Source organism: Methylobacterium sp. M6A4_1b (assembly GCF_053345175.1).
Window position 1 is genome coordinate 1 of record NZ_JBKEZQ010000008.1, and the last position, 17749, is coordinate 17749.

19 protein-coding genes and 2 pseudogenes are annotated in these 17749 nt (G+C 62.8%); 13 read left to right on the top strand and 8 right to left on the bottom strand.

Annotated features, from left to right (window positions below; genetic code table 11):
* The first annotated feature begins 48 nt into the window (after nt 1-48).
* The 3 genes from ACLBWX_RS10115 to ACLBWX_RS10125 all read left to right on the top strand — a co-directional run bounded on the left by ACLBWX_RS10115 (nt 49) and on the right by ACLBWX_RS10125 (nt 2169).
* Nucleotides 49-858: an IS5 family transposase gene (locus ACLBWX_RS10115; RefSeq protein ID WP_447676942.1), complete on the top strand. Its 810-nt coding sequence runs from the start codon at nt 49-51 to the stop codon at nt 856-858.
* A gap of 440 nt (nt 859-1298) precedes the next feature.
* Entirely contained in the window at nt 1299-1838 is a 540-nt protein-coding gene (locus tag ACLBWX_RS10120) for an HGGxSTG domain-containing protein (protein WP_447676943.1), read from the top strand.
* A 10-nt stretch (nt 1839-1848) separates the two neighbouring features.
* Nucleotides 1849-2169, top strand: coding sequence for a hypothetical protein (locus tag ACLBWX_RS10125; protein ID WP_447676944.1), 321 nt, complete (start codon nt 1849-1851; stop codon nt 2167-2169).
* Nucleotides 2170-2256: 87 nt separating this feature from the next.
* On the opposite strand, the gene ACLBWX_RS10130 is transcribed toward ACLBWX_RS10125, so the two are convergent.
* Nucleotides 2257-2670 carry a response regulator gene (locus ACLBWX_RS10130; RefSeq protein WP_447676945.1) on the bottom strand — a complete coding sequence of 138 codons (414 nt, stop codon included), beginning with the start codon at nt 2668-2670 and terminating at the stop codon, nt 2257-2259.
* Nucleotides 2671-2979: 309 nt separating this feature from the next.
* Between ACLBWX_RS10130 and ACLBWX_RS10135 the strand changes: the two genes are divergently transcribed.
* Complete coding sequence (locus tag ACLBWX_RS10135) at nt 2980-3549, top strand: recombinase family protein (protein WP_447676946.1); 570 nt, start codon at nt 2980-2982, stop codon at nt 3547-3549.
* Here ACLBWX_RS10135 and ACLBWX_RS10140 read toward each other — a convergent pair.
* The 3 genes from ACLBWX_RS10140 to ACLBWX_RS10150 form a co-directional block, all read right to left on the bottom strand.
* Nucleotides 3546-3881 (bottom strand): hypothetical protein, encoded by a 336-nt coding sequence (locus tag ACLBWX_RS10140; RefSeq protein ID WP_447676947.1) that lies wholly within the window; start codon nt 3879-3881, stop codon nt 3546-3548. The two genes, ACLBWX_RS10135 and ACLBWX_RS10140, sit on opposite strands and share 4 nt — an antisense overlap.
* Nucleotides 3878-4084, bottom strand: coding sequence for a hypothetical protein (locus ACLBWX_RS10145; RefSeq protein ID WP_447676948.1), 207 nt, complete (start codon nt 4082-4084; stop codon nt 3878-3880). The genes ACLBWX_RS10140 and ACLBWX_RS10145 overlap by 4 nt, the downstream gene beginning before the upstream one ends.
* Nucleotides 4085-4248: 164 nt before the next feature.
* Nucleotides 4249-4632 carry a hypothetical protein gene (locus ACLBWX_RS10150; protein WP_447676949.1) on the bottom strand — a complete coding sequence of 128 codons (384 nt, stop codon included), beginning with the start codon at nt 4630-4632 and terminating at the stop codon, nt 4249-4251.
* Between the two features lie 806 nt (nt 4633-5438).
* On the opposite strand from ACLBWX_RS10150, the gene ACLBWX_RS10155 reads away from it, so the two are divergent.
* The 7 genes from ACLBWX_RS10155 (at nt 5439) to ACLBWX_RS10185 (ending at nt 10909) form a co-directional block, all read left to right on the top strand.
* Nucleotides 5439-5945 (top strand): hypothetical protein, encoded by a 507-nt coding sequence (locus tag ACLBWX_RS10155; protein ID WP_447676950.1) that lies wholly within the window; start codon nt 5439-5441, stop codon nt 5943-5945.
* 10 nt (nt 5946-5955) lie between these two features.
* Entirely contained in the window at nt 5956-6408 is a 453-nt protein-coding gene (locus ACLBWX_RS10160; RefSeq protein ID WP_447676951.1) for a hypothetical protein, read from the top strand.
* A 12-nt stretch (nt 6409-6420) separates the two neighbouring features.
* Entirely contained in the window at nt 6421-7038 is a 618-nt protein-coding gene (locus ACLBWX_RS10165; RefSeq protein ID WP_447676952.1) for a hypothetical protein, read from the top strand.
* A 10-nt stretch (nt 7039-7048) separates the two neighbouring features.
* Nucleotides 7049-7303 carry a hypothetical protein gene (locus ACLBWX_RS10170; RefSeq protein ID WP_447676953.1) on the top strand — a complete coding sequence of 85 codons (255 nt, stop codon included), beginning with the start codon at nt 7049-7051 and terminating at the stop codon, nt 7301-7303.
* 223 nt (nt 7304-7526) lie between these two features.
* Nucleotides 7527-7778, top strand: a complete 252-nt coding sequence (locus tag ACLBWX_RS10175) for an acyl carrier protein (RefSeq protein WP_447676954.1) — start codon at nt 7527-7529, stop codon at nt 7776-7778.
* Nucleotides 7775-9664, top strand: coding sequence for an HAD-IIIC family phosphatase (locus ACLBWX_RS10180; protein WP_447676955.1), 1890 nt, complete (start codon nt 7775-7777; stop codon nt 9662-9664). The genes ACLBWX_RS10175 and ACLBWX_RS10180 overlap by 4 nt, the downstream gene beginning before the upstream one ends.
* Nucleotides 9665-9733: 69 nt before the next feature.
* Nucleotides 9734-10909: a hypothetical protein gene (locus tag ACLBWX_RS10185; RefSeq protein WP_156652994.1), complete on the top strand. Its 1176-nt coding sequence runs from the start codon at nt 9734-9736 to the stop codon at nt 10907-10909.
* Nucleotides 10910-11301: 392 nt separating this feature from the next.
* On the opposite strand, the gene ACLBWX_RS10190 is transcribed toward ACLBWX_RS10185, so the two are convergent.
* The 3 genes and pseudogenes from ACLBWX_RS10190 to ACLBWX_RS10200 form a co-directional block, all read right to left on the bottom strand.
* Entirely contained in the window at nt 11302-12183 is an 882-nt protein-coding gene (locus tag ACLBWX_RS10190; RefSeq protein WP_162240974.1) for a class I SAM-dependent methyltransferase, read from the bottom strand.
* A 239-nt stretch (nt 12184-12422) separates the two neighbouring features.
* Nucleotides 12423-13529: a hypothetical protein gene (locus ACLBWX_RS10195; protein WP_056473132.1), complete on the bottom strand. Its 1107-nt coding sequence runs from the start codon at nt 13527-13529 to the stop codon at nt 12423-12425.
* Between the two features lie 285 nt (nt 13530-13814).
* A pseudogene (locus ACLBWX_RS10200) lies at nt 13815-14006 on the bottom strand (hypothetical protein); the annotation flags it as partial.
* A gap of 132 nt (nt 14007-14138) precedes the next feature.
* Between ACLBWX_RS10200 and ACLBWX_RS10205 the strand changes: the two are divergent.
* Nucleotides 14139-14607: pseudogene (locus ACLBWX_RS10205) on the top strand (DUF4113 domain-containing protein); the annotation flags it as partial.
* A gap of 667 nt (nt 14608-15274) precedes the next feature.
* Here ACLBWX_RS10205 and ACLBWX_RS10210 read toward each other — a convergent pair.
* On the bottom strand, nt 15275-15700 hold the full coding sequence (locus ACLBWX_RS10210; RefSeq protein ID WP_447677101.1) for a hypothetical protein: 426 nt from the start codon (nt 15698-15700) through the stop codon (nt 15275-15277).
* Between the two features lie 1051 nt (nt 15701-16751).
* On the opposite strand from ACLBWX_RS10210, the gene ACLBWX_RS10215 reads away from it, so the two are divergent.
* Nucleotides 16752-17726 carry a quinone oxidoreductase family protein gene (locus ACLBWX_RS10215; protein ID WP_447676956.1) on the top strand — a complete coding sequence of 325 codons (975 nt, stop codon included), beginning with the start codon at nt 16752-16754 and terminating at the stop codon, nt 17724-17726.
* Nucleotides 17727-17749: the final 23 nt, after the last annotated feature.

Here is a 17749-nt window from a genome sequence, read left to right on the forward strand (position 1 = left end):
CTAGAGGCTGTTATGGACCTATGACGGCTTGATTCCAGATGAAGGGGCATGACCTCTTCACGCAAAGCCTACCCGTCCGACGTTTCCGATGAAGAATGGGCGCTGGTCGCTCCCTATCTGACGCTGCTGCGGGAGGATGCGGGGCAGCGTGAGCACAGCCTGCGCGAGGTGTTCAACGGGCTGCGTTACGTCGTGAAGACGGGCGCGCCATGGCGGTGGATGCCCAACGACCTGCCGCCCTGGGAAGCGGTCTACCAGCAGGCGCAGCGCTGGTTGGCGGCAGGCTGCTTCGAGCAACTGGGCGACGATCTGCGGGCGTTGCTGCGTCTGGCCTCCGGGCGATCCCCCGAGCCGAGCGCGGCCATCTTCGACAGCCGGACCCTGCGCTCGACGCCCGAGAGCGGCGAACGGGCCGGCTACGATGGCGCCAAGCGCAAGAAGGGTTCGAAGGTCCATCTGGCCGTCGACACCCTGGGCCACCTCCTGGCCCTGCACGTCACCCCCGCCGATGCCGACGACCGCGCCCAGGTGGGGCGTCTGGCTAAGGCCGTGCAGGCTGCCACAGGGGACACCGTCGATCTCGCCTATGTCGACCAAGGCTACACCGGCGAGAAGCCAGCCAAGGCCGCCCGCACCCACGGAATCGAACTGGAGGTCGTCAAACTGCCCGAGGCCAAGCGCGGCTTCGTCCTTCTGCCGCGACGCTGGGTGGTCGAGCGCTCCTTCGCCTGGGCAACCCGCTTCCGCCGCCTCGTCAAAGACTACGAGCGCTATCCCAGTACGCTCGCAGATCTCCACATCGTTGCTTTCGTCTGCCTCATGCTCAAACAGGCCGCTCAACTGGCGGGCGGTTCATAACAGCCTCTAAGGTACCTCACGCCAAACTGACCTGCAAAGTACCCCGACCGATCCCGCAAAGTGACCTCGTCAACCCGCAATACCCCTAGTTAAGTCATTGAAATCATTGACCGCAAAGTACTTTGCGGGTTCACATCTGCAGAGCCCCGCAATGTCCCGCAAAGTGGCTTCTGACAATCTGTCCGGGACGCTATAAACTACTGATTTCACAGGGTTTATTGAGATTGACCGTAACCGCCGCACGGTCCCGCAAAGTACACCCCGCAAAGTCCTACCCTAAAGGGAGAGGCCGGCCTTCGGCCCGCCCAAGGCTCGGCCTCCTCCCTCAGGGCTTTGGGTCCGCCAGACTGGAGGAGGGTGTGGTTCGTTTAGCGCTCTGTTCGCTGAAAGCGGCATGTGGTATTAAGATACCTCACGAGGTTTACGCTTTCTGAGGGGCCATGCCGCGCCACGCTTGCTCACACCCTGGCTGGAACACGTCGCCCGAGTGGCGCGCTATCGCTCGGGCTGCGATCCTGAAGCACCACGAGACCCGGTACCTGCTGCCCCGGTGTGGAGCGAAGCGGAAGTCGACCGGCGAGCCCTGCCAGTGCCTGCCCATGCGCGGCCGAACCCGTTGCCGCCTGCACGGCGGGGCTACACCGAAGGGCGCGGGCCCGACCGGGTGGCACACGCCGGCTTTCCCCGGCGGTACGCCCACCGGCAAGCCGCGGAGTGACGCCTACAAGCAGCGTCGGCGTTGGAAGGCGATCGCCCGGGTCGAGGACATGACGCCCGAGCAGCGCGCCCGCTACGACGCCTGGCAGGCCTCACACGCCCCTGGCAGCCCTGGGAAGCGCCAGCGCCGGCGCCAGGACCGCGACGCTGCCCAGTGGCTCCAGGCGCTCCTGCAGGAGCCGCCCGCGCCACCGAAGGTCCGCAGATCCAAGCCCCCCACTGCCGAGCGCGCGATCCGCGACCGCATCGGTGTCTTTGCGTAGGAGAACGACCATGGCACGACCCAGACCCGCAGCAGTGAACTCGGACGTCCTGAAGCAGATCCGCGGCCGGGCACGCACTGAAGGCCTCCCTGCGGCCTTCGAGGCGGTCCTTCATACCTGCAGGAACGACAAAGCCCGTCCGTCCGAGCGCATCGACGCCGCCAACCTGATCTGCCGCATGAGCGGGATCTTCGAGGGCGCTGGCGAGGACGACAGCGACGAGAAGGCGCCGAGCACCATGACGCGCGCCGAGCTCGTCGCCAGGGCAGAGCAGGCACGCCAGGTGCTGGCAGCCCTGGACGAGGAGGCCGAGCAGGATGTCTTCGAATGATAGCCCCTGTTCGGTCGGAGCTTTTCTCTATGGGGCGGTCTCGCAAAGGCGCGCCCATTCTTGACACTGTGTAGGCTTTTGTCGCGTCTACCGCTGACGTGCTTTCAATGGTTCGGGCTTTCGACCGTCTGGCAGGATTTTGTCGATGTGGTCGTGGACCATCTGGGCGCTGAAGGGTTTGTCGAGGAAGACCGCACCGTCGGGTAGATCGTCAACCCCAGGTTTGACGCCACCCGACGCGACCACGATGGAAATGTCAGGCCAGCGCCTTGCGGTTGTGCGCGCCACCTCGAAGCCATCAGGACCGCCCGGCATCTCGACATCCGTGAACAGCAGCACAATCAGGTCCGCGTAGTCCTCGAGCAGCTTGATCGCCTCGACGCCGTTCGCTGCCGATAGGGCGTGGAAGCCTGCATCCTCCAAAATCGTTTCCGCATCCATCCGGACAAGGAAATCGTCGTCCGCGACGAGGGCATACGGTGAGTTTGGCCGCTGAGACATGCCCTTCAAGCCGAGGGGAGCGATAAAGGTTCATATCGGCCTGAGCATGGGTATGAGCACACCCTTGCCGATGCGCTTGGACGGATCAGGCTTGCGATCTGTTTTTTGGTAGGTTGCAGCGTCTGCAAATCACTCATTGCGGTCTTTACCCGTGGCCATGCATTCGGCTCGCCGGTCCTCTCGGTCCATTAGGGCATGCCCCCGTGGAACGTTCCAAGCTCGCGTCAGTCCAGTCCCAAAAGAATAGGATTGCATTTCGGAACGAGCCCAGACACTATGTCCAAGAACCTAGTGGAACGGAACGCCCCCATGCTCGTCGGCTATGCTCGCACCTCGACCCTGGAGCAGGAAGCCGGTCTTGATGCCCAGATCCGAGATCTCACCGCGCTTGGGTGCGAGAAGGTGTTTCAGGAGCAGGTCTCCTCGGTGGCGCCTCGCAAGGTGCTCGACGCCGCCCTGGAATTCGTCCGCTCGGGCGACACGCTCGTGGTCACGAAGCTGGATCGCCTCGCGCGCTCGGTCACGCACCTCGGCAACATCATCGTTGGCCTGGAAGCCAAGGGCGTGGCTCTCCGGATCGAGAACCTGAAGATCGATACCGCAACACCCACCGGCAAGCTCATGCTCAACGTGATGGCCGGCGTTGCGCAGTTTGAGCGAGAGATGATGCTGGAGCGCCAGCGAGAGGGTATCGCGAAGGCGAAGGGCGAAGGCGCCTACAAAGGGCGCAAGCCCACGGCGCGGGCTAGGTCTGCGGAGATCAAGGCCCTGGCGGCGACAGGATTGAGCATGAGCGCCATCGCCGCACAGCTCGGGATCGGCAAGGGTTCCGTACACCGGTGCCTTGCCGCGGCTCCCGAGAGTGCGCCTGCCTGCTAGCGGGTCGGCTTGGCCAATCGGCGCATGACCTCAGGCCCCCGGTGTCGCAACCAGGCAAGTGTGGCACGCCGTCGGATCTCGGCATGAGGGTCCTCGTTCGGGTTCGGCGGCTTGGTGTTTCGCTTCTTGCGTTTCCGCTTCTCCCACCGCGCGTAGGCGATCTCCGCCTCCTCGCGCTGTAGCTTCAGGAAGGCTTCGTTGAGGATCAGCACGGGCCGGCCCGGGATGTAAGCCAGGCGTCCCGCGGCCCGGAGCTTCCGGATCTTCGCGACGGAGCATTTGAGCTCGGCCGCTACTTCCGCCTCGGTTCGGATGTTGAGGGAGGAGTTCATTCCGCCGCCTGCACCTTCTGAGGCTGCCGCGGCGCTTTCGTGAAGCGTTTCGGCGAGGCAAGCAGGTCGACGTTGAGCTTGAGCCAGTCGGCGTAGAACAAGACCGCGCCGCGCACATCGCTGCGCCCGGTGCTGGCTCGAGCGGATCGACGGTCTTTCACCCAGTGGACGTTGTCATGGCGCTTCAATTTAGGAAGGATCATGGTGCACCTCAAAATGGGCGCATGGAAATCAAATTAAAATCTCACGTCTGTCAACCGATGTGTTTGTCTGATCAATCATCAGACAACATCAGACAAAAACGGGCGCCCTTCCGGGCGCCCTGATTAATAACGGAACCTTGTATTGGCGCCAGTCATGTCGTTCGCTAAGCCGAAACGGCCTGTTGTTCTGCGCTCGAGGTTCGAGGCTTGAAGGCGATGACATCAGCACCGCCGGCGTTAAGGTCGAGACGTAAAACAGGTTCCGGTCTCGGGTGTCGACGCTCGCGGATGCGAGCGATACGCTTCACCCGATCAGCAGCTAAGATCTTGTCACAGCGGACTAGTACCGGCTCCGGAGCAATGCGGGCGTAGGCAGGGCCCTCTAACTCCGACCGAGCCCAGCGGCGCTCTTGGACAGACGCCGAAACGGTCGGCTGGTGTGTCTGATGGTATTCTGTGGCCGCCCGGAAGAACATGCGGAGGGCCTGCAATTCGTGCGGCAGGGCCTCGTAGTAGGCCATGAACGCGGCTTCGCTGGTGCGTGCCATCGGTGGGTTTTCCTGGTGAGCCGTTTTCTAGGCGGCATGCGACAGTCCAGGGCTAGAAAACCGCACCAGACGGCCCTCACGTCTTTGGGCTTGCGCCTTGGACATGCACGTGAGGACCCTGGACCGTTGGTCGATCCGCAACCTAACCGGATGTTGCGGGGGACGGCTGGTGATGTGGGTTTTCTAGGCCCGCCATCAAAGTAAGGTACAAGTTGTCGGAAGGTCAACCGGGCAAGCGCACTTGGGCCGCTTTTTCCGCAACCAGGGAATTTCCGGGGCTCATGTGGCTGGTTCGGAGGGCCGTTTTGGGCAGTTGCGCCCACCGTGCGCCCAACCTTCGGCCTAAGTGTATGTGCTTGTTATTGTTAGACAGTCCTAAGAGGACTGTCCTGGCACGCGGCCTTCTGATCGAGGGCCGGGGGCGGTCGGTGGTGGGTGCACCCCCGCCCCACCCACCCACCCGAGCGCCCGAAACGCCGCCATGGGTCGCGGGGAAAATTCGGGTCCACAAACCTTTCCGACAAGTTGTCGGAAGAACCTTTCCCATCGATATTATTTGCTCACCCGCCGAAGCGCCGCTGATCTGCCCGAGATAATCTTGCGAGAGAGCAGAAAACCGTTGTCGTCCTCGTGCATCTGCGCTACCTTGCTGGTGTCCCGATCGATTGTGGCACTCGGGCAGCCACATCCGTTCTCCGAGGCGATGACGCCGCGGAGCGTGAAGCTCAAACACCGAACCAAGCCTGCTCTACGCGGGTCGTGCGCCCGATGCGGCGTCAGGTTCGATGAGCCGCGGGATACCGATCGTGAGAGCCAGCCCCAAACCGCTGATCCCTCCAGGCCACTATCTCGGCTTCGGTCGAGGCGCTGCCAGACCCGAAGTCACCCGAGAGCGGCACGTCTGGAACCTCGAGCTTTTCCTGGATGGTCTTCTCAGCCTTGGACGAAGCGACGCGCTGTCGCCTTCAGATCGACGGGCCTTCGACGGCACTCTCCGCGCCGCGCGGCTCGTCAGCGAACGCCTGCTGATCGGCTACTACCCTACAGAGCAGATCGTCCTCGGCTATCGGGCTGCGCACGGCTTCGTTCATTGCATTGCCTCACCAGCAGACGACCGGCAGCGTATCGATCCTCCGGGCGCTTGTGCAATCGCCCTGACCTGCTTCCGCGCCGACGTCGGGAATATGCGGCGCTGGAATACCGTGGCCGAGCGGGCGCCTGGCGTGGCGCTCAACGTGTTGCTGCCGCCGCTGCCCGAACAGTCTCAGGACGAGGCGTGCCGGATACTCCCCTTTCCGTATTCCGAGCTCTGAAGGGTCAACCATGCCTCACGACCCGCCCGTCGCCGCCCGTATCCTCCGCGCCTTCGAGCGCGTCGCGTCCGAGCCGGATCCTGTCTTCCCGTTCGCAGAAGGCTACGCTCTGGTTCACCGCCACTTCGGCGAAGGGGTGCTCACTCCCGAGACACGGCGCGAGATCACCGATGCGCTGTTGCGCGCCGAACCCATCCTCCGTCCGCACCTGCCGGCTCTGTTCTCTGAGGATCGCCTGATGAAGGGCGTGGAAGCCCTCTACGTCCTTGCCTGCGCCTGGGCCGAGCCCGTCGGGATTTCCTATCGGGAAAGCTCCGAAGTCGAGCTCACCCGCTTGAGCGTGCGCATCGTGGCGAACGATCTCGACAGCATCTGCGCGAGCATCGAACTCGTGCGCGGCACCCCCACGCGGCCTCCCGTTCCACTGGCGGCCCAGCCGTCGGCCAACACCCTGTTGAACTGAAAAGCAACCGACATGAGCAAGAAGGACGGCGGCGCCAGCAAGGCGGCCAATCAGGCCAAGGCGGACGAGGCGGCGCGTCAGGCGACTGTGCGCGCGGGCACGCAGCAGGTCAACGACACCTTCAGCCAGTTCGACGACCCCTACTTCGAGAAGCAGCGGACGAACTACCTGAACTTCGCGTTGCCGCAGCTCGACGATCAGTACGGCAAGGCGCAAAAGACCCTGACCTACGCCCTCGCGCGGGACGGCAACCTCAACTCGTCGGCGCAGGCCTACCAGAACGCCGAGCTGCAGAAGACCTACGACACGCAGCGCCTCGGCATCGCCGACCAGGGTCAGAGCTTCGCCAACCAGGCCCGCTCCAGCGTCGAGGACGCCCGCGGCAACCTGATCTCGACGCTCAACGCCACGGGCGACGCCACGCAGGCGACGCAGTCTGCGGCGGCGCGCGCGGGCGCCCTGTCGGCCCCGCAGGGCTACAGCCCGATCGGCGATGCCTTCGGTGCGGTTCTGAACGGCTTTGCGGTCAACGCTCAGAACAACCGGGCGCAGGCCTTGCTATCGGGCAAGCCCCTGGCGAACGCCGGCCTGTTCGGTTCGTCGTCTGGTGCCGTTAAGACCACGGCCTGAGGGATTAAGGATGACCTACCGGCTCCTTCGCCTCGCTCCAGGAAGCTACGATCTCGTCCTCGATGACGTCATCGTTGGCAGTGTGGTGCGTGAGGATCCTGCGGACAGAGCCTTCCCTGTCTGGCATGCCGAGTTGCTTGATGATCCGCCGCAGGAGAGGCGTCCACACCCATTCAGCAAGATTGATCACACCTTTGGCACGCTAGACGCCGTCGCAATGTGGCTCGAAGGAGCAGAAATAATCGATTGCGCCTCTCTAGCTTAATCAACAGCGCCTTGCTCAAAAAACCGGTCTCGAACCAGCAAACTTGGCGTTCTCGTTCCGGATCACCGCTGAATAGTCCAGAGTTTTCGTATCCGATTCACGGGAGATTCAAAGCTGTATCTTTGCCGGCGGATCCGACGTGACGAATCGGCAGCCAGTGGCTGGGATTTGTCAGAGAGGGTGATATGAGAACGAGAGATGCAATCGATCCTCGTGGAATGACATGCAACCGGATGCGATCTATCCTCAGCTCGGCGAAATCTTTCGTGAGGTATTCGCCGACCCTTCCCTAGTGATCACGCCCGACACGAAATCTAGCGACATTAGCGGTTGGGATTCTGGGCGCATGATCGAACTGATCGTCGCGGCCGAGACTGAGTTCGGCATCCGCTTTACCACCCGCGACGTCGACGGTATGGCAAGGGTCGCCGATTTTGTGAGGCTCATCGCACAGAAGACCGGAAGCGCTCCGTGACGTCCAGTTCGCTCGACTGGCTTCCGCCCTGCGAGGGTTGGAAAGAGGCGGTCGCTCGGATCGAGACCGATGCGGATCCCTGGAGCAGCCTCGTTGCCCTCGCAAACACTCGACTCAGTGCTTCGCAGACAAACCAGCTCGACCGGATCCGCGCCAAGGTCTTTCCGCACGTTCGGCCCGGTTCACTCACGACGCGGCCGCTGCGTCTCGCCGTCCTCTCATCGTCGACGGTGTCCCACCTCCTGCCGGCGATCCGCGTAGGCGCCCTTCGCCGAGGCATCTGGGTCGAAACCTACGAGGCCGCATTCGGCGCCTACCACCAGGAGCTTCTCGACCCGGCGTCTGCCTTGTACGCTTTCGCCCCGGACGTCGTGCTCTTCAGCTTCGACGCCCAGCACTTGGTTGGCGCACTTCCGGTGAGCGCATCCTGGGAGACCGCGGACGCTTTCCACGCGCAAACGCTGGAACGACTGCGTGCCCTCTGGGCATTGGTACAGGATCGTTTCTCAGGGCTCGTCCTTCAGCAGACCATCATGCCCGTCGCTCTGCCCTTAGTCGGCGGTAACGAGCATCACCTCGCGGGGTCATCCCACCACGCGATCGCCCGACTGAACGTCGCGCTCCGCGACACCGCGCGTGCCGCGCGCGTCGCTCTCGTTGCGGTGGACGATCAGGTTGTTCGGCAGGGACTCCACGGCTGGTACGATCCGGTCTGGTGGTTTCGTGCCAAGCAAGAAATCGCTCCTCAAGCGGCTCCCCTATACGGTGACCTCGTCGCTCGCGCGATGGCCGCGGATCAGGGACTTTCGAAAAAGTGTCTTGTGCTCGATCTGGACAACACCCTGTGGGGCGGGGTTGTCGGAGACGACGGCCTTGGTGGGATCGTTCTCGGACAGGGAAGCGCTGAGGGCGAAGCCTATGTGAACTTCCAGGCTTATGCGCGGGATTTATCCATGCGCGGGATCATCCTCGCCATCGTGTCGAAGAACGACGAGGCGAATGCCCTTGCGGTCTTCCGGGATCACCCCGAGATGGTCCTCCGGCGGGAGGATATCGCGGTGTTCTTCGCCAACTGGGACGACAAGGCCCAAAATCTCCGCCGCGTGGCTTCAGCCCTCGGTATCGGTCTCGATGCGCTGGTCTTCGTCGACGACAATCCTTTCGAGCGCGAACTGGTCCGTGCGGAATTGCCGATGGTTGCCGTCCCCGAACTGCCGGAAGACCCCGCCCTCTACGCGCCACTGATCGCATCGGCGGGATATTTCGAGGCCCTGTCGGTGACGGCCGAAGACCGCGCCAGGGCGTCCTACTACAGGAGCAATACCGAACGGAGCGCCGACGTGGCGCAGGCGGCCAACCTACCCGCCTATCTTGCCAGCCTCGCCATGACGTTGTCCTGGCGGCTGTTCGATGATGTTGGGCTCAACCGGATCGTACAGCTGATCAATAAGACCAATCAGTTCAATCTGACGACCCGGCGTACGACCGACGCCGAAGCCCGCATGCTGATGGATGACCCGGAGGTCATCGGGTTGCAGTTTCGTCTGGTGGACCGCTTCGGGGACAATGGAATGATCGGGGTCATCGTGGCGCGTCGGAGTGCGTCAGACACCCTTACGATTGAGAACTGGCTCATGAGCTGCCGAGTGCTCGGACGCCGGGTCGAGGCGGCGATGCTCGAGGTCCTGGTGCAGGTGGCGATCAAGCAGGGCATCCGACACCTGATCGGCTGTTATCGCCCGAGCGCGAAGAACGGCATCGTCGCAAAGCATTACGAGAACCTCGGCTTTACGGAGATCGCCGAAGCTCCGGACGGATCGCGGTATTGTCTCAACCTAGACAGCTATGTCCCGGAGGGTGGCCCGATTGAGATCGCCAGAGGATAGATAGTCCGACTATCGAAACCGTTTGTCCGACGCACAATCCCAAAGCTAGTGCCGTATGAGACCAGGTACATGTCGCAATACCTCAGGCACTTGAGAGCGATGGCTTCGGATCGACTGAACGCGCTACGCTTCGGCAACCAGCGGCACGATCCACGCCCCTCGGATCTTCTCAAACAATTTGAGAGCTTCGGCGACAACTGCGAATTCGGGCTTGTTCAACGCTACTGCGGCGCGGAGCCCCTTGGCCTACTGCGATTTGTTTTTTCGGATTTGGACAAGCTCATCCATGGGCTTGATACGGACTTCCAGGATTACGGCCAGAGTGGCGATCTCGAACTCCATACCGGCTCCGACGACGTGACCTATTGCCGAAGCCGCCACTTCGGCTTTCCCTATATCGTTCACAGAACGGGCTCGGACGAAGGCCCGGATAAGATCATTCGGAGAGAATACAAAAAAGTCGCTTATCTCAAGAGAAGGTTGCTGGAGGATCTCGCCAGCGGCAATAAGATCGTCGTGCGAAAAGGCGATCCAGCGAACACTGGCCAGGCTAGGGAACGCCTCATCCGGGCGCTCCGCCGCCATGGCCGGACCACGCTCCTGCACGTGACGGCCTCCGAAGCAGAGGTCACCCCCGGGCACGTGGAATGGGAAGGCGACGGGCTTCTGCATGGCGTGGTTCGGCGCTTTGCCCCCTATGAGCGAGCCGCGGACTTGGATCTTCGATCCTGGCTGCTGATCTGCACGAATGCCGATCGGCTCATCCGCGGCCTGGAGCCGGTGAGCGCACTTCCGAAGCCGCCGAACTTGCTGCCTTGGAGGCATCGTCGCGCCCGGGTTCATCGGGGCGGCAGCGGTGCTTCGGTACCTGGAAACGCCCAGGTTGGCCTTGAGGTCTTCGGCTACCAGCACGCGGTTGGCACCTTCGATCGAGAGGAGGTCTATGTTCTTTCGGCGTGGATCTGGATCCCAATTGGTTTTGAAGGAAGCGAGGTTCGGCCTGCTATTGGACACCTGCGTCTGTCCTGGCGCTACGCGGACCTATTGATCCGAGATGCTTGGCAATTTGTCTGGGTATCGGCGCTCATTCCAAAACCGTTCGACAAGATTTTTGTCGGCTTGGTCGTGGTCGGTGCAGGTGAGGAGGGAGTTCGATCAGTAAATTGGCGTTTTGAGATGAGCCCTGCGCCCTTTATGTCCGATGCGCCAGCTATCCTTCGAAACTCAGACCGAGAATGCGCTTAGGCTATCTCCAATCTCAAGCCTCCGAGCCCGTTTTTAAGAAATAGGAATTGCCGCTCCTCTGTTCCGACATAGCAGACTAAGATTATTAAGTGAGATTAACAGGTAATTTTCGGTATTTATCTGTGGTATACATAACATCGGATAAGCCGAAATAAGCGGGTCTTAAGGGTCTCGTCCTATTGACATGTGACGGCATCAAATTTGGCAAAGAGGACAGCGAATGGTAACACCTAGAGGGTAAGCTTTGACCGGCAATGACATCCTCAGCCGAACAAAGCGGGAAAGCATGACGGCTGAGGCTCCTCTACGCCTTTCGTCCAAGCTTACAACATGCCCGTTCGACCTCGTCGGCCTGCCTTGGCAGCAGGCGCGCGACCTCGCGATGCGGCAAGTCAGATTCTCTGTAGAAGTAGGGCGTCCTGCGATTGTCCATAGCTCATCTCCTTGTAGCCGAGGATCGCACAATCGGCTCGGCTCTGGATCTCACCCATGATCCACGCTGGAGAGGAATAGGATCCGCCGTAGCTCTGCTTGTAGGTCTCGGTCCAACTCGGCATCGCGAAGTATCCGAAGCCTGCCTCTACGAAGTCGCGCTTGATGGCGGTCTCGGGGTCGATGTTGAGCGACGGTCTGCGCTTCAGCGTCTTAAAATGCTTCAGAAAGGCGTCCTTATTCTCCAGAAGTCGCGCTAAGGCTGTGGGTTCCAGAGAGTGGCTGGCCATGCCGCGACCATGCAGGGTCAGGACAGCGATACCTTTCGGCTTGAGAGCGGCAACGAAGTAATCCAGCGCGCGCCTGAACATTTCGATGTCGAAATGGGTCAGTAACGATCCGGAGAAGATTAGGTCGAACGATTGAGATGGATGGCTCATGTAGTCGGTTGGGAAAGCGAAAGGGGTTGCCTTGAACTGCTCGGCGACAGCGGATTCCTTGACCTTGTCGATGTCGGCGACGAACAGATTGCTTTCTGGGAAAAACGGGCGCAGGTGCCGGGTCACCCGTCCGCCGCCGCAGGGCAGGTCGAGAACATCTTCGAAGTCCGTCCGCCCAGAGGCGACCATCGCCTCAGTGATGATCTGCAGGGCGGAGCGGCCCACATGCCTGTAGGTCGCGAGGTCGCCGTCCGCCCTATCGAACATGTCGTCGTGTTCGTTAACGTGTTCGTCGAGGTCGGACGCTTCGTACCTGTCCCATCGCAACGCCAAGGCGCGAAGGGTTGTGCTCGTCGCGAGCCAGTCCTGAGCCGGTGGCGAGGGCCAGAGATGAACCTCCACGCGCTTATTCCTCGTCCGCAGAAAACGCATCATGGTTTCAGTATTCCTGTCTGCTCATCAATGATGCCCGTAAGGACGCTTGGCCGCGAGGCGTCTTTCCAAAGGCATCTGGCTTTCACGTTCGGGTTCGCCCCCGCGGGCGGGACTACGGCGCACACACCGGCCTCAACGGACGTTCGGGATTAGATGAATTGGCCCCAGGCAAGCTCCAGACGGCGGTGATCCCGCGCGGCGCGGCGCTACCGGGCCGGCTGGGGCGGGGCCGGTGGGGCTCGGTCGCTCGGCAGGGGCCCGGTCTCGAGCCGCCAGTCCGCAGACCAAAGCGCTTGGTTCACTGCTGTTTCGCAGATGAGGAGAATCTCCACCTCTTTGTCCCGCTTTCGCGGCTTGCATGAGGCCCAGACAAGTTGCCACTGCTCACGGATCGACGGGTCTGCTTCCTGATAGCCGTACCGGATGGGACGAAAGTCTGCGCCGACGCGTACGCCGTCAAAGTCCTTCGTAAGCCAGACCCAGGCCGAGAAGGTGTGCATCGCACTCGTCGTCAGGTCCCGCGCGACCCGCGCGGCGACGATCCTGCCTTCCGGTCCCGCCTCATGCCGAACCGGCTCCCTGGGCAGGCCGTTCGACAGGTCGAGCGGCTCAGGATCCTCGAGCTTCGGATTGGCCTCGCCGTGCAGCAAGGCGTAGGCCCTGCCGCACAAGTCGATCCAGTCGCGAAGCGGCACCGATGCGGCGATGTCGAAGCGTCGTGACCGTTCCATAAAACCCTCGACCACCCCGTCTGCGATCTGGCGCGCATCGCATGCCGCGTGGGCACCGCCTGCCTCGCTCACCCACAGCAGCCGCGCTGGTCCATGGCGCCGCAGTGCCTGCACGAGGATGCCGACTGAGTCGCCCGAAGGATTGCCGCTGCGCACGAAAACCTTGTTCCCCTCGCGCAACTCCTCGAGGAAACGACGCTTCAGGTAGTCGACTTTTTGATATTCCTGAGCCAGTGCCGCCTCAAAATCCGTCGCCGCCGATAGTCGTAGCGTGTTGTAGGTGTAGCTGAAGGATCGGCTCCGGCAAAAGATATGGCCTTCGGGGCCGTCGAACAGCTCAAGGTCGCCCATCCGGCCGTAATCAGCAAAGTCCGTGTCGAGGCCTCGAATGAGCTCTGGCAGCTCCGAAGACGTGAATCGGAACAGGCCTAGGGGTTCCAGGCCGGAATAACGCTGTGCCAGTCCAAATTCACAGTTACCGCCCAGGCTTTCGAACTGCGAGAGGATCTGCTCCCGACCCTGATAGACTGGCGTTTCGGGCGAAAATATTCCCTGAAGTAACGCGTTCAATCTGCCGCTCATACAAGGCTCCGATACCTGATCAAGTTCGGTATTCAATTTAGAGTTGCGCACACGATGTCGAATTGCCCGTATGATCGACCTGGGCAATCAGAACGGTGTGCCCCCAATCAGTGGCCGAAATTTAAAGTTAATGCATCGCCGGTTTGGAGTTGGCCTCGTCGGTGGTCGACAACTTACGCAAGCTATCAAGCTGCGACAGCTTGATTGGCGAAAGCTCGGTGCGTCAAGCCGTCCAGTGCTGTAAAGGGGGTAATCCTCGCTGTATGGGCGTACAGTGAACTCGAATCAGAGACGTGGAACGACCTCTGCGGTTCTATCTTCATGCTTTGTTCGCCAGGGAGGTCCGAAGACAATCCTGAGCATGTGGGTCTGATCGCGGACGATCCACGTGCCAGCAAAGCCGAGGCCCTCGCGCAGCCACAGTATCGCTTCGAAGCCGCAAATCGCACGGCGCGCAATTTTAAATGAGCGCAAGCCGGGGCCGGCGCATCTGCGGAACTGATCCTGAATGTATGATCAAGCTCCGCTGTCCGCATCGTTCAATATACCCGACGCATAGCATACGACGGTGGAATGGGCGGCACCTAAATTAAGGCCGTCCCTATGGGGGCTGGGGCCGCCCATGCGACGCGGCTCGGCGAGAAGCTCTGGCGCGTCGGCCTTGGGACCACGCATGTTTCGGTTTTCTACCACACGAGCGAGCATGACCGCGGCGACCCGATGCGCTCGGTCTCGACGACCGTAACGCTACCGGAGGCCACGAACGACACGATGGCGCTGATCAAGGCAGCGCAGGCTGGCGTGGCGCGAACCTGGCGCGAGGCGCCTGGCGACCGGCCGTGGCGCTACAGCAAGGCCGGCGTCGTCACGACCGACCTGACGCTGCTTGAGGACGCACCGCGAGCGCAGCGCGCCGCTGATGGCAGCCATGGACGCCTGCAACGCCCGCTTCGGTCGGGGCGCCGTCGTGCCGGCCCGGGCGGGGCTCACCAAGAAGCGAACCTGGTCGACGAAGTTCGAAATGCGCAGCCCGCGCTACACCACGCAAGTCACGGAGTTGCCAACGGCGCACGCCTAATCGAAGCGGCAAGGCCGTGGCCAGGGGCTCAGTTCGAAGGCTGCTCGACCGGGGTCGGCGACCGCAGGAGGATCAGCACGCCACCGGCGACGGACAGGCCGAGGGCGAAGGAGCAGAGGAGAAAGAACCAGCGAGGCATGCCGCCGGATAGCACGCTAGAGCGCGCCGATGGCGTGAAAGCCTGCTGGCGCTCTCAGAGCGCGTCAATGTGCCCGCAGTCGGCCATGCGGCACCCGTCGGGTCAGCCTCTCATCCAGGCAACGAAGCTGTCGATGGCCACAATCGATACCACCATGCAGAGCAGAACGATCGCGACGCGCATCAGCAGGTCCCTATGCCGGCGCCGCTGATGTTCGGTCTCATCGGGCGTTGGGCGGTGGCGGAGGGGGTCAGGCATCTCAGATCTCGACCTTGTCCGGGCGGCCCTCGGCGATGTGCCGAGCGGTCTCCCGGCCGACCTCAAGGAGCAGGGCTCGGACCAGGGTCCTGATCATCTCCTGACCCAAGGCGTCAGCGATCTCCCCAATGGCCGCCGCGTGCGCCCCGATCCTGACGATGGGGGCGACATCGCTGACTGATGCCGGTGGTGCCTCGGGCATGGGCAGATGATCCAGGCTGCACACTCACAGATTGTGCTAAATCGAAGACAGGATCAACGGTGGAAAACCTATCGGCCGAACAACCACAGCGGCACCGCGCCGCTGGGCCGGCCGGGGGTGTCGCGGCGGTAGGTCGTCCGCTCGAAGGCAATTCGGTCCTCATGCACCGCGGAGACCTTTTCGCCGCTGAGCACCAGGGCTCCGCAGAAGTCGGGACGGATGGTGCCTGCCTCAGGATGGACGCCCCAGATTTCCAGGGTCGTCCATCCAAGCGCCACGGCTTGATCGGCGTGCCGGTCGAGGAAATCTACAGCGGCCTCGTGCGTCGCGATCCAGTTCGCGCCCGTCAGGCCTGGGCAGGGCGACACGCTCGGCCGGAGGTCGAGGAAGGCTTGCCGCCAGATCTGCGGATCGGCGGGAACGAGCTTGGGCTTCGGTGAGGCTGACATGGGGTCCGGCGGATGATGCAGGGCCGGACGGGATAGGGGAGGCATCTCGCTCACGCCATAGGGTCAAATGCGCTCGGCTCACGATCCTGTGAGCCTTGCTGTAGGCTATCGCCTGGCGGCGTGGGTCGTGATTTCAGACGCCCATGACGCGCCTGGAACTCGTACTCGTCAGCACCATCCTGATTTGCGCCCTAGCGGTCGTAACGCGGTTAGCCTGACCGGCGCCGCAGGTCGCCACCACGCTTGGGTATAGGCCAAGCCTGCCCCCGCCGTCCGATCTGCTCACGGAACCGGCGGGGTAGGGTCGTGCATCTCACGCTGAGCCGATACGCAACTTGGCTCTGACGGAGAATGCGACAGACCCGTTACCGCCTAGGCAAAGGGCCTCAATCCCGGCGGCTTCAAATCGGGACCGCCTACCCAGGTTCGCGGTCTCGATCCCTGAACCACACACCGACACCGCCTCAGTTCTTGGGGATGAACTCAAGACCCGCTTCCTTGGAGCCTGCCGGTCTTGCGACGCTGCTCTGAGCAGTCGGTCAGCACCCGCCGATCACTCCGCGTCAAGGAAAGCCAGAAAATTCTTCCCAGTCACAGCAGTTGCTTCCGTAGTGCTTCCGCAAAGCGGTCGTTTTCGCTAAGCACATGATATCTAGCTATTTTTCAGTTGTACATCTATCCGGGCGCAGGATCGTGCCCGGCTGGACGGCGGGGTCGTAGCCGGCGGGCCGTATCCACACGATCTCATCCATCGAGCCGATCCGCCTTCATGCCCGAGTCGCCCCGGCCGGGCCGGGTCGGCGGTCTCGCGGCGTAGCGCGCGACGCGGCCGCACCGGATAACCTGCGTTAATCATGCAGGCGCCGCGGACGCAATCCGGGCGCGCTCCAGCGTGCGCGGAGGCCGGGCCGGTGCGCCGCCGCACATGGCGCGGCGGGCGCGGGATGAGAGCTTGCGGCATTGCCGGCCGGCCGGGTCCGTCTAAGTCGCTCAAGATCGCGGCCGGTGGACCCGCGTCGGCCGCGTCGAAGACGGGCGGAAGAAGACGGCCGAAGGCGCGAAGACCGCGAGACGACCCATAGAGAGGAACGACACGATGCCGAAGGCGATCCAGGTTCACGAATACGGCGGCCCCGAGGTGATGCGCTACGAGGACGTGACGCTGCCGGCCCCGGGCCCCGGCCAGATCCGGGTCCGGCAGACCGCCATCGGCGTGAACTTCATCGACATCTACTTCCGTTCGGGCGCCTACAAGGCGCCGCAGCTGCCCTTCACCCCCGGCAAGGAGGGCGCCGGCGAGGTCGTGGCGGTCGGGCAGGGCGTCACCGAGTTCCGGGTCGGCGAGCGGGTGGCCTACGGCTCGGCCGCCAGCACCTATGCGGAGGAGGCGGTGATCGAGGCGAGCGCCGCCGTGCACCTCGCCGACGACGTCGACGACAAGACCGCCGCCGCGATGATGCTCAAGGGCCTCACCGCCGAGTACCTGCTGCACCGGACCTACGCGGTGAAGCCCGGCGACACCATCCTGTTCCACGCCGCCGCGGGCGGCGTCGGCCTCATCGCCTGCCAATGGGCCAAGCACCTCGGCGCCACGGTGATCGGCACCGTCGGCTCCCAAGAAAAAGCCGAACTCGCGCGCGCCAACGGCTGCGACCACGTCATCCTCTATCGCGACGAGGATTTCGCCGCCCGGGTCAAGGAGATCACCGGCGGCAAGGGCGTGCCGGTGGTCTATGACGGCGTCGGCAAGGACACCTTCCCGGCCTCCCTCGACTGCATCAGCCCGCTGGGCCTGTTCGTCAGCTTCGGCTCGGCCTCCGGCCCGGTGGACGATTTCAGCCTGGCGCTGCTCGGCCAGAAGGGCTCGCTCTACGCCACCCGCCCCTCGCTCTTCGCCCATGCGAGCAAGCGGGAGACCCTCGACGCCATGGCCCGGAACCTGTTCTCGGTGGTGGCGAGCGGCGCCGTGAAGATCCCGGTTCACAGCACGGCCAGGCTCGCAGACGCGCAGCAGGTCCACCGGGATCTCGCCGCCCGCAAGACCACCGGCGCCACGGTGATGATCCCGTGATCCGGACATCCCAGGATCCGGCA

What these genes read in the sequence shown, in the direction of transcription:
- ACLBWX_RS10115 (WP_447676942.1), top strand. Translation starts at nt 49, where the DNA reads ATGACCTCTTCACGCAAAGCCTACCCGTCCGACGTTTCCGATGAAGAA.
- ACLBWX_RS10120 (WP_447676943.1), top strand. Translation starts at nt 1,299, where the DNA reads ATGCCGCGCCACGCTTGCTCACACCCTGGCTGGAACACGTCGCCCGAG.
- ACLBWX_RS10125 (WP_447676944.1), top strand. Translation starts at nt 1,849, where the DNA reads ATGGCACGACCCAGACCCGCAGCAGTGAACTCGGACGTCCTGAAGCAG.
- ACLBWX_RS10130 (WP_447676945.1), bottom strand. Translation starts at nt 2,670, where the DNA reads ATGTCTCAGCGGCCAAACTCACCGTATGCCCTCGTCGCGGACGACGAT.
- ACLBWX_RS10135 (WP_447676946.1), top strand. Translation starts at nt 2,980, where the DNA reads ATGCTCGTCGGCTATGCTCGCACCTCGACCCTGGAGCAGGAAGCCGGT.
- ACLBWX_RS10140 (WP_447676947.1), bottom strand. Translation starts at nt 3,881, where the DNA reads ATGAACTCCTCCCTCAACATCCGAACCGAGGCGGAAGTAGCGGCCGAG.
- ACLBWX_RS10145 (WP_447676948.1), bottom strand. Translation starts at nt 4,084, where the DNA reads ATGATCCTTCCTAAATTGAAGCGCCATGACAACGTCCACTGGGTGAAA.
- ACLBWX_RS10150 (WP_447676949.1), bottom strand. Translation starts at nt 4,632, where the DNA reads ATGGCACGCACCAGCGAAGCCGCGTTCATGGCCTACTACGAGGCCCTG.
- ACLBWX_RS10160 (WP_447676951.1), top strand. Translation starts at nt 5,956, where the DNA reads ATGCCTCACGACCCGCCCGTCGCCGCCCGTATCCTCCGCGCCTTCGAG.
- ACLBWX_RS10165 (WP_447676952.1), top strand. Translation starts at nt 6,421, where the DNA reads ATGAGCAAGAAGGACGGCGGCGCCAGCAAGGCGGCCAATCAGGCCAAG.
- ACLBWX_RS10170 (WP_447676953.1), top strand. Translation starts at nt 7,049, where the DNA reads ATGACCTACCGGCTCCTTCGCCTCGCTCCAGGAAGCTACGATCTCGTC.
- ACLBWX_RS10175 (WP_447676954.1), top strand. Translation starts at nt 7,527, where the DNA reads ATGCAACCGGATGCGATCTATCCTCAGCTCGGCGAAATCTTTCGTGAG.
- ACLBWX_RS10185 (WP_156652994.1), top strand. Translation starts at nt 9,734, where the DNA reads ATGTCGCAATACCTCAGGCACTTGAGAGCGATGGCTTCGGATCGACTG.
- ACLBWX_RS10195 (WP_056473132.1), bottom strand. Translation starts at nt 13,529, where the DNA reads ATGAGCGGCAGATTGAACGCGTTACTTCAGGGAATATTTTCGCCCGAA.
- ACLBWX_RS10210 (WP_447677101.1), bottom strand. Translation starts at nt 15,700, where the DNA reads ATGCCTCCCCTATCCCGTCCGGCCCTGCATCATCCGCCGGACCCCATG.
- ACLBWX_RS10215 (WP_447676956.1), top strand. Translation starts at nt 16,752, where the DNA reads ATGCCGAAGGCGATCCAGGTTCACGAATACGGCGGCCCCGAGGTGATG.